Source organism: Phycisphaerales bacterium, assembly GCA_020852515.1.
Taxonomy (GTDB): Bacteria; Planctomycetota; Phycisphaerae; order Phycisphaerales; family UBA5793; genus UBA5793.
This window is the reverse complement of record JADZAS010000002.1, coordinates 86,020-100,399: the sequence shown is the minus strand read 5'-3', so window position 1 is coordinate 100,399 and position 14,380 is coordinate 86,020. Positions and strand designations below refer to the sequence as shown.

Sequence of the window (14,380 nt, the reverse complement as noted above, 5' to 3'; positions counted from 1 at the left end):
CCATGTCCATCATCATCGACGAAAAGAAATCGGTCATCGTTCAGGGCATCACCGGCCGTGAGGGTCGCGCGCGCACGAAACTCATGAAGGAGTTCGGCACGAACGTCGTCGCCGGCTGCACGCCGGGCAAGGGCGGCGACAGCGTGCTCGATCTTCCCGTCTACGACACGGTGCTCGAAGCGTGCAACTACGCCGAGTCGTACATGGGCGAGACGGTCGATGTCTCCGTCATCTTCGTTCCCGCGGCGCTCGTCAAGTCAGCGGCGATCGAGGCGATTGAAGCCGGCGTGAAGATGCTGCTGCTCGTGCCGGATCGCGTGCCCGTGTGGGATGCAATGGAAATCTACGCGGCCGCGAGCAGCAACGGCGCTCGCTTCGTCGGTCCCAACACTCTGGGCGTGCTCAGCCCGGGTAAGGCCGTGATCGGCATGATCGGCGGCCGGGCCCAATCGGCGCGCGAGTGGTTCAGGATCGGGCACGTGGGCATCATCTCGCGCAGCGGCGGGATGACTTCGTCATGCGGTTATTACCTCGGCCGCGCGGGCGTGGGCCTGTCCACGCTCGTGCACGTCGGCGGCGACTCGGTGCTCGGCCTGCGCATTCCCGAAGTCGCGCTCATGTTCGAGCAGGATCCTGACACGCGCGCCATCGTCATCTTCGGCGAGATCGGCGGCAGCCAGGAAGAACAGCTCGCCGAATTGATCGCGTCGCGGCAGGTCACCAAGCCCGTCATTGCCTACATCGGCGGCGCCGCGGCCAAGGAGGGCACCCGCTTCAGCCACGCCGGCGCCATCATCGAAGGCGGCAGGGGAACGCACGCCGGAAAAGTCAAAGCGCTCCGCGAAGCCGGCGCCACGGTTGTGCCCGCGTTTGGCGACCTCCCTGCGGCGACGGTCAGTGTATTGGAGCAGTGCCGCATTCCATATGCCATCGAACCATGAACTTCCACCATGAAGTCACGCGCGCGTAGCGGTGGAGATTGGATTTCCGATGACTGTTCAACCCAACCCCAACGCCTGGACCACCGCGATCACGGAGATCAAGCCCAACCACGTCGCCGTGCGCGGCTACGACATCGCCGATCTCATGGGCCGCATTTCCTTCGGCCAGGCGGTGCATCTCATTCTGCGCGGCGAACTTCCGACGCCCGAGGTTGGCCGACTCATGGACGCCCTGCTCGTGGCGAGCATCGACCATGGCGCCACGCCGCCCTCGGCCCTGGCGGCGCGCACCGTCGCTTCGACGGGCGCATCGCTCAGCGCTGCTGTCGCGTCGGGCATCATGAGCATCAACGTGCACCACGGCGGGGCGATCGAGAATTGCGCTCGGGTTCTGGCCGAAGTCATCCAGACGCACAAGGGCGGCGACGACTGGGACGACGCGGCCAGGCAGGTGCTCGACCGGCTCAAAGCGCAGGGCGAGCGCATGGCCGGTTTCGGGCATCGCTACCACACCGCCGACCCGCGCACGGCCCGGCTCTTTGAACTCGCCGCCCAGGCCGGAGTTGCCGGCGACTTCTTCAACGCCGCCCGGGCCGTCGAACGCTGCTTCGCCGCCGCGGGCAAGCCTCTGCCCATCAACGTGGACGGGGCCATCGGCGTGATCCTGGCGCAACTCGGATTTGATTTTGAAGTCATGAACGGCCTGTTCATGATCGCCCGCACGCCTGGCCTGGTTGCTCACGTGCGCGAGGAGCAGTCGAGGATGAAACCCATGCGCAAGATCGATCCGGTCGATCACTCCTACGATGGTCCGACGAGCCGCTCACTCCATTGATTTCGCGGCACGCAATGGACTTGTCATGACCACCGCGCCGACCATCCAGACGCAGCGACTTACGCTTCGGCCGTTCGCAGCGGAGGACGCACCGGCCGTTTACGAGTACGCCCGGCACAAGCAGGTCGCCGCGACCACGGCCACCATCCCGCATCCCTACACCATGCAGGATGCGGTTGAGTGGATCGAGGCGGTCGCCGGAAACGTTGTCGGCGGATCGACTTTCAACTTCGCCATCGTCGTTCGCGACTCCGCCGCGCTCATCGGCGCCATCGACCTGCGCCTCGAACCCGACAACCAGCTGGCCGACATTGGTTACGCGATCCATCCGGATTGCTGGAACAGGGGCTACGTTACTGAAGCCGCAAGCGCCATCGTCGAATACGGATTCGAAACGCTTGGCCTGAATCGCATTCACGCGCATCACCTGGCCAGCAACCCCGCGTCCGGGCGCGTGATGGAGAAGATCGGCATGCGGCGCGAAGGCGTCATGCGCCAGCGCATCTGCAAGTGGGGCGAGTTGATCGACGTGGTCCACTACGCCATCCTGCGCTGCGACTACGAGCAGAGGAAGACCGAGTCATGAGTACGACCGACCGCATCGCCGAATTACTGCCTGAGATCAACCGCATCAAGGACGCCAGTCTGCGCGACAAGGTGGCCGCGGTGTGGAACGAGGCGATCACAACCGGCTGCGGCGGCCAGGGCTGGACGTTTGACGAGCTGCGTGCGGTGAAGTTCACCCTGCTCGCCGGCGACATCCCGATGACCTTCATTGACCACATCCGCAGCTGCGCGCAGCAGTGCCAGGCCATCGCGGATGTCCTTGAGACGATGTTTCCGGGAATGATCCCGATCAATCGCGATCATCTGCTTGCGGGTTCGCTGCTGGCTGACGTGGGCAAGCCGCTCGAGTATGACAAGGACGCATCAGGCCGCATCGTGCAGGGTTCATTCGGGCAGATGCTCCGTCATCCGTTCAGCGGAGTGGCGATGTGCTACAAGCACGAGATGCCGCCCGAGGTGATGCACATCATCGCCACCCACAGCCACGAAGGCGACAAGGTCCAGCGGAGCATCGAGAGCATCATCTTCCACCACGCCGACTTCGTCGATTTCGACATCGCCAAGTACCTCGGCGCGAAGGCGGCAAAGAAGTAAGGCCGCTTGGCGGCTTTGCGGGTCGTCACTGGCCCAACACCCGAATCTCACCCCGGTTCTGCTCCAATCCGGTATCGCCGGAACCGGAAATTGCCGCGTCGGGTGTACCATGCCGCTGTCGAACCGTGCCGCCAGAGAGCCGTCGAGGTGCACCATGAAGACCATCATCGAGCCGTTCCGCATCAAGTCCGTTGAGCCGATTCGCATGACCACGCGCGACGAGCGTGAAGTGCATCTGCGCGAAGCCGGTTTCAACCCGTTTCTCATTCACGCCCGGCACGTGCTCATCGACCTGCTGACCGACTCGGGCACCGGGGCCATGAGCAGCGAGCAGTGGGCTGGCGTGATGCGGGCCGACGAGTCCTATGCCGGGGCCGAGTCGTTCTTTCGCTTTCATCACGTCATGCACGAGATTACCGGCTTTGACCACATCCTGCCTACGCACCAGGGCCGCGCCAGCGAGCGCATTCTCTTCGAGATTCTCGGCGCTCCCGACCTGGTCGTGCCCAGCAACGCGCACTTCGACACGACGCGCGCCAACATCGAGCACAGCGGCGCATCGGCTGTCGATCTGCCCATTCCCGAAGCGGGCGACCCGCGCACGCGCCACCCCTTCAAGGGCAATATGGATGTCGCCGGCCTCGATGCACTCATCAGGCGCGTGGGCCCGGAGCGCATTCCCGTGGTCATGCTCACCATCACCAACAACAGCGGGGGAGGCCAGCCCGTCAGCCTCGAGAACATCAGGCAGGTGCGGCAGGTGTGCGACCGCCACGGCCTGCGCTTCTTCCTCGACGCCTGCCGCTTTGCCGAGAACGCCTGGTTCATCAAGCAGCGCGAGCCGCAGCAGCACAAGCGGCCGGTTCGCGCCATCGTGCGCGAGATGTTCGACCTCGCCGACGGCGCGACGATCTCGGCCAAGAAGGACGGCCTGGTCAACATCGGCGGCGTGCTGCTCTTTCGCGACCGCTCGCTGTTCCAGAAGGCGAGCAACCTGCTCATCCTCACCGAGGGCTACATCACCTACGGCGGCCTCTCCGGCCGCGACCTCGAGGCCATGGCCCAGGGCTTCAACGAGGTCGTCGAAGATGACTACCTCGGCTATCGCATCCGCAGCACCGAGTATCTCGGCGAGAAGTTGCTCGCGGCGGGCATCCAGATCGTCGAGCCGCCCGGCGGGCATGCGATCTACATCGACGCCAAAGCGTTCTGCCCGCACATCCCCGTCGAACAGTTTCCGGGACAGGCGGTGGTGTGCGGCCTCTATCGCACCGGCGGCATCCGCAGCTGCGAGATCGGCAGCGTGATGTTCGGCGGCGACGGCCGGCCGGCGCCGAAGATGGAACTCGTGCGCCTCGCCATCCCGCGCCGCGTCTACACGCAGAGCCACATCGACTACGTCATCGAAGCGACGATCGAGCAGTTCGGGCGCCGCCAGGAAATGCGCGGCCTGCGCATCAAAGAGGCCCCGCCGGTCCTGCGGCACTTCACGGCACAGTTTGAGGAGATCTGAGAAGCGGCGAAGCAACGCATGAACCAGACCGACGCGCCAGCGAGGATGAATGCAGCCAGACCGACGCGCCAGCGAGGAATGATGCCCGATCTTCGGCAACTACAATGTGCTTTATGAACGATTCTCGCGCGGCATCCGAGCAGGAGAGTCGTGGACTCGTCGCAGCCGGCTGCGTGCATAGCGCGGGTGCCGTGGTCTAAGCGACGCTCTGGGAGCGCAGGCCACGCGAGCGCGCGAATGAGATACGGACAGTTTGGTCGTACACCCGCGCGACCGCGTGGCCCTCCGGTCGCAGCCTTCGATGCAGGCTCAGGCCGGGAAGCCTCTCTCCGGACTACGGCACCGCCGCTGCGCCGCCAAAAAGTGAATGCTTCAGTGCATGGCGCCTGACCGATTCTTCGCCCTGCAACTACAATGCGCTCGATGGCCGAACCTGACTCCGGCATCGCGCAAGAGCCTCGCGAGCGATTTGCCGCCGACTGCATACACAGCGGCCACGAGGCTGCGATCACGTGGCTCGATCCTCATGCAGAGCGGCTGTACTGGCTCGTGGCCCTGCTCGTGCTCGGCGGCGGCGGCGTTGTTCTCGCGGTCAACTGGGAAGGCTTCATCGGCGGGTACGTCTCGATGCGCTGGATCGTCGGATACGCCGTCGTGTTCGGAGGCGCGGCCGTACTCATCCCGCTGCTGTGCATTCTGCCGATGCGCCGTGATGCGATCGAACGTCGCGCGATCTGCAGGCGCGCCATGAACCAGCCTGATCCGCGCCGTTGGCTGAGCGGCGATGCGGAAATCGTCCTGGCCACGGCATTGAGCGACGCCGGATTGACCGCCACGCGTGCTGCACAGTCGCGCAATGCGCTGGGCGCGATCAGGCGGCAACTCGATGCATACGGCATTCGTCCTCCAGGGCTCATCGTCGATCGACGGCTGGCGCGCGCGGTGCTGAGTGTCGAAACGACCGAAGAGTTCATTGAGCCGGAACCGATCGAGAGCCAGATGCAGCGCAGCGCCTGGATCATGTCCATCGTGCTGCTGCTGGTGTTGGTGGCGGTCATCAGGCTCACCGGGATGGCTCCACTCTTCTATCTGCTGCTCATCCCCGCGGTCGTCGGCGAACTTCTGCGGCACGTGTGGCGCACGGGCCGTTCAGCTGTGGGACTGGCTGGAATCAACTACTTCGCCGGCGTCGGCTTTGTCGAGTCCCCCAGCGGCGAGCGCATCGGATCATGGCAGGCGCTGACTCTTATCTCGAGCGATTCCGGCGGTTCCTTACTCGTTCGGATCGTGCACGAACACGGCATCGCATCGTTCCGATTCTCTTCCCCGGCCGACCCCGGCTTCATCGCCTTCTGGCAGCGCTGGAATCACCCGCACCCGAGGCCGGAACTGCTCGGCGGGCAGACGCGTCTATGATGCAGCATGTCCATCGGAGGCTATGACTCAGCGGCCCTTCTGCAACGGATGGTGGACGCCGTGGAACAGGTTCGACAGCGATTGGTTCGTGCGGCGGCGGCGCTGAAGAACGCCGGCGTTGAGTATGCCGTGGTGGGAGGCAACGCCGTGGCCGCCTGGGTGGCGACGGTGGACCAGGCCGCCGTGCGCAATACGCAGGATGTGGACATCATGATCCGCCGCGGCGATTTCGATCGCGCCAAAGCGGCGCTGGAGGCCGCCGGGTTCGTGCATCGTCGCGCGCGGAACCTCGACCTGTTTCTGGATGATGCGAATGCCGGTCCGCGCCAGGCGGTCCATCTCGTCTTCGCCGGCGAATTCGTCAAACCCGGCGAGCCTGCGGCGAATCCGGATGTGGCGGAATCTACAGACGTCGGCGGTCACCTCGCGATTCGCATCCTCAATCTCGATGCACTCGTGCGCATCAAACTCACCGCGTTTCGCGACAAAGATCGCACCCACCTGCGCGACCTCATCGAGGTGGGGCTTGTCGATCAGTCGTGGACGACGAAAATGCCGGCCACGCTGGCTCAGCGGCTGCAGTCGATTCTTGACAATCCTGATGGATGATCGCGATGAAGGTCGAGTATCTTCCAGACGCTTCGCCGCACGGTCCGTTCATACGTCTTTACGACTTCACTTCCGAAGAGGCGGCATGCCTGCAAGAGGCTTGCCACGCGCTCCACATCGGGCGGATCGAGCGGTTCGATTTGCATGCGCAGCCGTGGGTGACCAACGTCGGCGGGTTCAGATTGAGTCTCGGCATCGCCGACTGGAACCGGGGCCTCGTGGAACAGCGGGATGGATCATTCGCCTGGCTCCTCAAGCAGACGTGGTGGGACAACGTCGAGGGGCTGATCGAGCCTTTAGTGCAGAATCCCACCGGCTGGGCTCAATGGATCGATTCCAATGGCGGCACAGATCTGCTGCTTTCGTATGATGGGACCTGGTAGTCGCCAGTTGAATGTGACCCGATACCCTTCCCCATGCCCATGCCCATGCCCATGCCCATGCCCACGCCCCTCACCCTCATCGAGAAAATCGCCACGCGCTACGCCGTCGGGCTCAAGCCCGGCCAGGCGGCTCGCCAGGGCGCCATCATCACGATCCGCCCCAAACACATCATGACGCACGACAACACCTCGGCCGTCATGGGCAAGTTCAAGGAGATCTTCAAGGACAACGCATCGCTCAAGCCGCGCATCCATGATCCGCGGCAGCCGGTCTTCGCCATCGACCACGACATCCAGAACACCTCGCCCGAGAACCTGGGCAAGTACGCGAAGATCGCCCAGTTCGCGCGGCAGCACCACATCGACTTCTACCCGGCCGGCACGGGCATCAGCCACCAGGTCATGGTCGAATACGGCTACGCGACGCCCGGCTCGATGGTCGTCGGCAGCGATTCGCACTCCAACCTCTACGGCGGCGTCAACTGCCTCGGCACCCCCGTCGTCCGCACCGACGCCGCGTGCATCTGGGCCACCGGCGTGACGTGGTGGAAAGTGCCGCCCGTCGCGCGCGTCACGCTCACCGGCAGGCTCCGGCCGGGCGTGGTCGGCAAGGACGTCATCATCGCGCTGTGCGGCGTGTTCAACAACGATGAAGTCCTCAACATGGCCGTCGAGTTCGGCGGCGATGGCATCGCCGGGCTGACGATGGATCAGCGCCTGAGCATCGCCAACATGACCACCGAGTGGGGGGCGCTGGCCGGCGTCTTTCCCTTCGACGAGATGCTGCGCAACTACCTCCATGCCCGCGCCGATCTCTTCGCCAAGCGCGGTGACGATCCCCCCAAATACACCCGCGCGGATGTCGATGCGTGGTATGCCGATCGGCTCGACCCCGACACCGGCGCGCACTACGCCGTGGAACTTTCACTCGATCTGAGCAGTGTCATTCCGCATGTCTCCGGCCCCGATCATGTGAAGGTCATGCACGCCCTGCCTGAAATCCAGAAGCAGCAGGTCAAGATCAACAAGGCGTACCTGCTCAGCTGCGTCAACGCGCGCCTCGAAGACTTGCGTGAAGCGGCCAGTGTGCTCAAGGGCAGGCGCGTCGCTGACGGCGTGCAGATGTACGTCGCCGCCGCATCAGCCGAGGTGCAGTCCAAAGCGAGTGAAGACGGGACGTGGCAGACGCTCATCGACTCCGGCGCCTCCATGCTGCCGCCCGGCTGCGGCACGTGCATCGGCCTGGGCGTGGGCACGCTCGAAGCCGGCGAAGTCGGGATCAGCGCCACCAACCGCAATTTCAAGGGCCGCATGGGCAGCCGCGACGCCAAGGCGTACCTGGGCAGTCCGGCGGTTGTTGCGGCCAGCGCCGCCGCGGGTTACATCTGCAGCCCGACGTCTTTTGAGAATGTCAAACCGGTATACTCGGTGAAGTTCGCCGACGCCTCACCGGCCACGGCCGATGGCGAGGTGGACATCATCGAAGGCTTCCCCGAGCGGCTCGCCGGCCGCGCGCTCTGGCTGCCGGTGGACAATCTTAATACAGACGGCATCTATTCCGGCAAATTGACTTATCGCGATGACGTGACCCCCCAGGAGATGGCCGCCGCCGCCATGGCGAACTACGATCCGCAGTTTCAGCAGATCGCGCAGCGAGGCGACATCATCGTCGCGGGCCGCAACTTCGGCACGGGTTCATCGCGCGAACAGGCGGCAACCTGCCTGGAGCTGCGCGGCATCCAGCTCGTCGTCGCCGCGTCGTTCAGCGAGACTTACGCGCGCAACGCGTACAACAACGGCTTCATACTCATCGACTGCCCGGCGTTCTCCGACGATCTGCGCGCCTCGCTGGCCGATCGAAGGGGTGCGACGATTGCCGGGCCCCACGTCGAGATCGACTTCCGCAGGTCACGGATCACTTGTGATGGCAAGTCGTTTCCGTTCCCGCCCCTCAGCCCGACCGCTCAGGAACTCATCGTCGCCGGCGGCGCGGAGAACGTGGCGAAGAAGCGCCTGGCGGCACGCTGACGCCTGGTCTATGGCCGGAGTGCATATTCGGTTCTAGCATGGCCAATACCGGAGCGTGGCAAGAGTGCTCCGGGCCAGGAAGGAGCACATTATGGCACTCATCGATTACGCCTTCGATCGCGAGACGCGCGGCAGCATCCGCATGCTTCGCGTGACGCTGCTCATCGGAGTGTTCGCCTGCATGGCCCTCTTCAAATCCTGCAGCGAACTCAAACTCTCTATCTGGGGCCGCGATGCGACCGGCACCATCGCCCGCGCCGAGCCGAGCCTCTACAACAGGTCCGACCAATTCGTTCTGTTCAACTACGTCGATGAAGACGGCAAGACGCGGCATGTCGAGCGGACCATCACCATCGCCCGGCCGCTCACTCCCGGTGAGCAGGTCGCCGTCGTCTATCGCAAGGGCCGCGAAGACGACGCCGTGCTCGCTGAGGAGCGCAGCATGCGCTGGCCGATGACGCTGGGCGGCCTGGCAATCGCCGGCTCCGTTGCGTTCATCATCGCCTACCGCAAGTCGCAGGCGGGGGAACTCTGACGCTCGCTGTTCGCCGCCGCACGCCCACGGCGCTGTGCGATTCGCTCAGAAGTCTCCCCGGCCGCGCGAGGGGAGATCGTCGAGCATTGACGAGGCAGATTCGCGCCCGCTTCTCCACCTATTAGTCTCCGCGAACCCACCCCCGGAGACACCAATGCCCCAGTACCACATCGCATGGATGCCCGGCGATGGCGTCGGCAACGACGTCATGGAAGCCGCCAAATTCATCCTCGACGCGCTCAAGTTTGACGCCCGCTACACCCATGCCGACATCGGCTGGGACTCTCAGAAGGGCGACATCATCGTCGCCGGCCGCAACTTCGGCACGGGTTCTTCGCGCGAGCAGGCCGCGACGTGCCTGGCGCTGCGCGGCATCCAGCTCGTCATCGCCGCGTCGTTCAGCGAGACTTACGCGCGCAACGCGTACAACAATGGGTTTATTCTCATCGACTGCCCGGCGTTCTCCGACGATCTGCGCGCCTCGCTGGCCGATCGAAAGGGTGCGACGATTGCCGGGCCCCACGTCGAGATCGACTTCCGCAGGTCGCAGATCACTTGTGATGGCAAGTCGTTTCCGTTCCCCCCCCCTCAGCCCGACGGCTCAGGAACTCATCGTCGCCGGCGGCGCGGAGAATGTGGCCAAGAGGCGACTGAATACAGCGTGTTAGGAAGTGTTCCCGGGATCGATCGACTGCGTATTTGACAGCGAGAAGCGATTCGATGTCACGGATCCGCCGCCGCTTCATTGGATTCAGCTTCTTCCGCCGGCTTGGCGGCCGATTCCTTCGCCAGTTCTTCAATCCGCACGCGCTGGCGTGGGCAGTCGATCGTGAAGATGCAGTTGCTGAGGATCTCGCCTCCCAGCATCGTGTCGCGAGCCAGGCTCACCATGAGCCCCTCGCGCGTGAGCGAGCCGATGCGCACCGTGCCTTTCAGCCGCACCAGTTCCTCCCACACCTCGCCCGTCAAGGTCTGATGCCTGATGCTGATCGACGGCCCGTCGTCCCGCGGGAACCGCTGGGCATCTTCGGGGCTCAGGTCGAGTCCGCTGCTGCTTCCCGTGTCGATCTCGGCCTGGATGGCGACCTCGCCGACGTGAATCTCGATGGCCGGCGCATCGCCGCTGTAGAGAAACGGCAGCACGTGCTCATCATCGGGCAGCTCGGCCGATGCCGGTGCGATGCGCAGCTGCCGGCCCGGGTAGTCGATCGTCCACACACTCGCGTACATGAGCGGGATGCCGATCACGCCGTCGAAAGGGTGGTCCACGGCGGCCTCCAGGTGCGACAGATCGGCCACCAGTCCCTCGAACCCGGCAAACGTCGCGCCGCCGATGGTCAGGCGATCAAAGGCCGCCTGGTCCATGCGGCCGAAGTGATCGCCCGCCGAAGTCGCGTGCGTGCCGAAACGCATCGAGGCTTTCATTCCGGCCGCGGCCGCCGCATCGTCATCGATGATCGCCGTGAACGCGCCGGTGTCGATCATGAACCACAGCGGCTCAGAGCCGTTGACGCTCACCTGGACGAACGGCAAGTTGTCCGCCACTTCGAGGGGGACGATTACTCCCTCCGCAGGGATCTCCACCGATGCCGGCACGCGCTGCGGATTGAAGCCCAGCGCGCAGCCGCCCAGCAGCAGCGCGGCGCCCATCAGCACGACGCAACAACCCGGCACACTGCCCGCGCGAGGCTCGCCTCGCCGGCGCTGAACCGATCTGAACCAACGCAGGTCTTGCATGGCTGCGGACTATACTCACGCCGCCGGGAATTCTGGCCCGGCGGCTCATCTCAAACTCTCGAAACGGACTCACCAATGCCCCAGTACCACATCGCATGGATGCCCGGCGACGGCGTCGGCAACGACGTCATGGAAGCCGCGAAACTTGTCCTCGACGCCCTCAGGTTCGACGCTCGCTACACCCACGCCGACATCGGCTGGGAGTTTTGGTGCAAGGAGGGCGACCCGCTGCCGCAGCGCACGATCGACATCCTCAAGTCAACCGACTGCGCGCTGTTCGGCGCCATCACCAGCAAGCCGCGCGAGGAGGCCGAGACCGAGCTCGACCCATCGCTGCACGGCAAGGGGCTGGTCTACTTCAGCCCCATCGTCAAGCTGCGCCAGCTCTTCAATCTCCACACCAACCTCCGCCCTTGCAAGGCCTATCCCGGCAACCCTTTGAACTATCGCGATGACATCGACCTCGTCGTCTTCCGCGAGAACACCGAGGGCATGTACGGCGGCGTCGAGTTCTTCCCGCTGCCCGAGTCCGTCTGCCAGGCCCTGTGCCTCAATCCCAAGATGAAGCCGTGGAAGGACAAGGGCCTCGAGAATGTCGCGCTCTCCACGCGCATCATGAGCAAACAGGGCTGCGAGAGCATCTGCCGCCAGTCGTTCGAGTATGCCAAGACGCACGGCCGCAAGTCCGTCACGCTCGTCGAAAAGCCCAACGTCCTGCGCGAGACCGGCGGACTGATGACGCGCATCTTCCGCCAGGTGGCGAAGGACTACCCGGGTATCGCCGCCTGGGAGGCGAACATCGACGCCATCTGCATGTGGATGATCAAGAACCCGCAGGACTACGACGTGCTCGTGGCTGAGAACATGTTCGGCGACATCATCTCCGACCTCTGCGCCGGCCTGGTGGGCGGCCTCGGCTTCGCCAGCGCTGCCAACATCGGGGACAAATACGCCGTCTTCGAGCCGACCCACGGCTCAGCCCCCAAGTACGCCGGCAAGTATGTCGTCAACCCCATGGCGATGCTGCTGACGGTCAAACTCATGTTCGACTGGCTGGGCGAGGCGGACCTGGCCAACCGTTTGGAGAGCGCGGTCGCCAAGGTGATCCGCGACGGCAAGGTGGCGACATACGACGTACGAAAGGTGAGAGCCGGTGACGCCGCGGCGGATTCAACGCTCGAAGTGGCTGAGGAAGTGGCGCGGAGTCTGTAGCAGAAGACACGAACATGCGCCCCGGCGACGGCGTCGATCCGACTCCGGCCAGGGAGCCACCCTGCGCACCACGGCACTGCGCGTCGTCAGAACGCCGCATCACTCCGGCGCTTCGCTGCCCTGAGGATCTGTAGCGCAGAGAAGTGATTTACCGCAGAAAAACAGAGGGCACAGAGGGCGGCCACCGTGGCAACCGTTGACCTCCCTACACTCAGGCTGGAGGTGACATGAGTCTTGGGGGCAGGTCAGCAGGCACCCGGTGTACTCCGAATTCCACGTTGGCACTGACCGTTCATTCGTGCACCGACGAGCGCCTTGGGATCGCACAGTCGCATCCGCCTACTGCCTGCGCCGGCCTGTGTTGTCGCGGGCTCGCAGCCCCGCGTGGGCGAGTGGAGGTGCAGCATCATGAGTATTGGAAAGCGCCTTGCAGGTCTGGGGGTGACGGTCGGTCTGGTGGTGTGGTCGGGCTGCGCGACATCGCCACGGCCGCCCGCCCCTGAAACGCCGCGCCAGGTGAGCGGCGCCGGAACCGGTCAGTTCGTGACGGCGGAGGAACTCGATGGACTGAGCCGCGCGTTCGCCGATCGATATGTCGGTCTTCTTTATTCCGCATGCGAAGCCCTGAAGAAGGACAACCCTGATCCGGTGCAGCGGCGTGAGGCGCAGCTGCTGCTGCTGGACGGTGCGACCAATGTGTATGACATCGCCAGCAATGCCGACTCGTTCACGCGGGTGCTCGACCTTGTCGTGATCACGCGGCTGATGAGCAAAGTCTGGGTGGACGATGGCCGGGCGGAGCAGGTCTTCGGCGATCGCGCTGCGCCGCTGGTCGACGCGCTGGTCCACTCGCGCGATGAAGCGCAGGCGCTGGCGGCGCGAGTGCTCACCGACGAACATCTCGCCGTGCTCGAGTCGCTGCTGGTGGACTGGCAACGAGACAATCCGGAGATGATCCACGCCTCGTTCGTGCGCTTCTCAAACTTCGCCATCGGTCGGGGTCGCTCGGCCGCTTCGGAGGTGCTTGCCGCCCGTGGTCTCTTCAGCGAAGTGGGGGCGGTGGGCCAGGCGGTTGACGAAGCACGCCTGCTGGGAGAGCGGGTGTTCTATCGACTGAAGCGCGAGCCCACCCTGCTGCGCTGGCAGCTCGAAGCGGCCAAAGCCGACCTGCTGGCCACCCCCGAAGTGGTCTTGGCGCTCGACGATATCGATCGGATGACTCGTCAGCTCGAGGGGTTGCCGGCGCACGTCGCCGCCGAACGCGAAACCATTCTGGCGGCGGTTGACGCCCGCATGAATCGCCTGGACGTGACCTTTGACAAGGCGGAGGATGTCGTTGCTGAAACAGAGTCGCTGGTCGTCGCGCTCCGAGAAACCGGTGAATCGCTCCGCCCGTTGCTCGCGACGGCCGATTCCCTGTTCACGCGGTACGACGCATGGCACCGATGGGCCGTCGCCAATGGGCGGCCGCGCTTCGACATCCGCCAGTACACCGAGATGATCAAGGAGACGGGAACCACGGCGCACGACCTGGATGAGGTGCTGCAATCGTCGGCGGACCTGTTGGCGTCGCCCGATTGGAGCAGCCGGATCGACGAGTGGAAGCGCGCAGCGGATGGCCGAATCGCGCTGGCAGCCGAGCAGAGCAAGTCGGTGATCGACGGCTTCTTTCTGCGCGTCTACATCGCTCTTGGCGCGCTGTTTGCCCTGCTCATCCTGTATCGGATCATCACGCTCATGCTCACGCGGAGATTCGTGCCTGGCCCGACACGGAATTGACCAGGTGCGCGCTGGCGCCCGGCGAAGGATGTTTCGTGGGTTGCTGCTGGGCCGGGGCTCCGCGTCGGTGCCACACGGACCCTGGCACATACGATGCGCTGACGGGGCCGCGATCACTCACGCGCGATTTGGATTCGGAGGCGGTGCTGCTCGGTGGTGGACCCCACTGCGTCACCCCATCACCCCTCACGCCTCCACGGGCAAGCCTGCTTCCTTCCACGCATCGACGCC

General features: G+C 64.6%; 14 protein-coding genes. 13 read left to right on the top strand and 1 reads right to left on the bottom strand.

Translation table 11 applies throughout. From position 1 onward, the window contains the following. The first annotated feature begins 2 nt into the window (after positions 1 to 2). The 11 genes from IT430_00545 to IT430_00495 all read left to right on the top strand — a co-directional run bounded on the left by IT430_00545 (position 3) and on the right by IT430_00495 (position 10,124). Positions 3 to 941, top strand: a complete 939-nt coding sequence (locus IT430_00545) for a CoA-binding protein (GenBank protein MCC6906402.1) — start codon at positions 3 to 5, stop codon at positions 939 to 941. Positions 942 to 990: 49 nt separating this feature from the next. Next, on the top strand, positions 991 to 1,776 hold the full coding sequence (locus tag IT430_00540) for a citryl-CoA lyase (GenBank protein ID MCC6906401.1): 786 nt from the start codon (positions 991 to 993) through the stop codon (positions 1,774 to 1,776). 25 nt (positions 1,777 to 1,801) lie between these two features. After that, entirely contained in the window at positions 1,802 to 2,362 is a 561-nt protein-coding gene (locus IT430_00535; GenBank protein MCC6906400.1) for a GNAT family N-acetyltransferase, read from the top strand. Continuing rightward, positions 2,359 to 2,937 (top strand): HD domain-containing protein, encoded by a 579-nt coding sequence (locus tag IT430_00530; GenBank protein MCC6906399.1) that lies wholly within the window; start codon positions 2,359 to 2,361, stop codon positions 2,935 to 2,937. The genes IT430_00535 and IT430_00530 overlap by 4 nt, the downstream gene beginning before the upstream one ends. Before the next feature lie 154 nt (positions 2,938 to 3,091). Beyond that, the gene (locus IT430_00525) at positions 3,092 to 4,450 is read left to right on the top strand and encodes a tryptophanase (GenBank protein MCC6906398.1); all 1,359 of its coding nucleotides are present in this window, start codon (positions 3,092 to 3,094) and stop codon (positions 4,448 to 4,450) included. Positions 4,451 to 4,873: 423 nt separating this feature from the next. Further along, complete coding sequence (locus tag IT430_00520; GenBank protein MCC6906397.1) at positions 4,874 to 5,866, top strand: hypothetical protein; 993 nt, start codon at positions 4,874 to 4,876, stop codon at positions 5,864 to 5,866. Positions 5,867 to 5,872: 6 nt separating this feature from the next. Next, positions 5,873 to 6,475, top strand: a complete 603-nt coding sequence (locus IT430_00515) for a nucleotidyltransferase family protein (protein ID MCC6906396.1) — start codon at positions 5,873 to 5,875, stop codon at positions 6,473 to 6,475. Between the two features lie 5 nt (positions 6,476 to 6,480). Then, a complete protein-coding gene (locus IT430_00510) occupies positions 6,481 to 6,858 on the top strand; it encodes a hypothetical protein (GenBank protein ID MCC6906395.1) in 378 nt (125 codons plus the stop codon). Positions 6,859 to 6,891: 33 nt separating this feature from the next. Next, entirely contained in the window at positions 6,892 to 8,886 is a 1,995-nt protein-coding gene (gene lysF / locus IT430_00505) for a homoaconitase (protein MCC6906394.1), read from the top strand. Positions 8,887 to 8,977: 91 nt separating this feature from the next. Then, the gene (locus IT430_00500; protein ID MCC6906393.1) at positions 8,978 to 9,421 is read left to right on the top strand and encodes a hypothetical protein; all 444 of its coding nucleotides are present in this window, start codon (positions 8,978 to 8,980) and stop codon (positions 9,419 to 9,421) included. Between the two features lie 154 nt (positions 9,422 to 9,575). Continuing rightward, positions 9,576 to 10,124: a hypothetical protein gene (locus IT430_00495; protein ID MCC6906392.1), complete on the top strand. Its 549-nt coding sequence runs from the start codon at positions 9,576 to 9,578 to the stop codon at positions 10,122 to 10,124. Positions 10,125 to 10,144: 20 nt separating this feature from the next. Here IT430_00495 and IT430_00490 read toward each other — a convergent pair whose 3' ends face one another. Continuing rightward, a complete protein-coding gene (locus IT430_00490) occupies positions 10,145 to 11,077 on the bottom strand; it encodes an aspartyl protease family protein (protein MCC6906391.1) in 933 nt (310 codons plus the stop codon). A 156-nt stretch (positions 11,078 to 11,233) separates the two neighbouring features. Here IT430_00490 and IT430_00485 point away from each other — a divergent pair, with 156 nt between their 5' ends. Both IT430_00485 and IT430_00480 read left to right on the top strand, forming a co-directional pair. Beyond that, on the top strand, positions 11,234 to 12,370 hold the full coding sequence (locus tag IT430_00485) for an isocitrate/isopropylmalate dehydrogenase family protein (protein MCC6906390.1): 1,137 nt from the start codon (positions 11,234 to 11,236) through the stop codon (positions 12,368 to 12,370). 408 nt (positions 12,371 to 12,778) lie between these two features. Then, entirely contained in the window at positions 12,779 to 14,149 is a 1,371-nt protein-coding gene (locus tag IT430_00480) for a hypothetical protein (protein ID MCC6906389.1), read from the top strand. Positions 14,150 to 14,380: the final 231 nt, after the last annotated feature.

Coding starts and splice junctions, on each gene's coding strand:
- lysF (MCC6906394.1), top strand. CDS start 6,892: ATGCCCATGCCCATGCCCATGCCCATGCCCACGCCCCTCACCCTCATC.
- IT430_00500 (MCC6906393.1), top strand. CDS start 8,978: ATGGCACTCATCGATTACGCCTTCGATCGCGAGACGCGCGGCAGCATC.
- IT430_00545 (MCC6906402.1), top strand. CDS start 3: ATGTCCATCATCATCGACGAAAAGAAATCGGTCATCGTTCAGGGCATC.
- IT430_00540 (MCC6906401.1), top strand. CDS start 991: ATGACTGTTCAACCCAACCCCAACGCCTGGACCACCGCGATCACGGAG.
- IT430_00485 (MCC6906390.1), top strand. CDS start 11,234: ATGCCCCAGTACCACATCGCATGGATGCCCGGCGACGGCGTCGGCAAC.
- IT430_00530 (MCC6906399.1), top strand. CDS start 2,359: ATGAGTACGACCGACCGCATCGCCGAATTACTGCCTGAGATCAACCGC.
- IT430_00480 (MCC6906389.1), top strand. CDS start 12,779: ATGAGTATTGGAAAGCGCCTTGCAGGTCTGGGGGTGACGGTCGGTCTG.
- IT430_00515 (MCC6906396.1), top strand. CDS start 5,873: ATGTCCATCGGAGGCTATGACTCAGCGGCCCTTCTGCAACGGATGGTG.
- IT430_00510 (MCC6906395.1), top strand. CDS start 6,481: ATGAAGGTCGAGTATCTTCCAGACGCTTCGCCGCACGGTCCGTTCATA.
- IT430_00525 (MCC6906398.1), top strand. CDS start 3,092: ATGAAGACCATCATCGAGCCGTTCCGCATCAAGTCCGTTGAGCCGATT.
- IT430_00535 (MCC6906400.1), top strand. CDS start 1,802: ATGACCACCGCGCCGACCATCCAGACGCAGCGACTTACGCTTCGGCCG.
- IT430_00495 (MCC6906392.1), top strand. CDS start 9,576: ATGCCCCAGTACCACATCGCATGGATGCCCGGCGATGGCGTCGGCAAC.
- IT430_00520 (MCC6906397.1), top strand. CDS start 4,874: ATGGCCGAACCTGACTCCGGCATCGCGCAAGAGCCTCGCGAGCGATTT.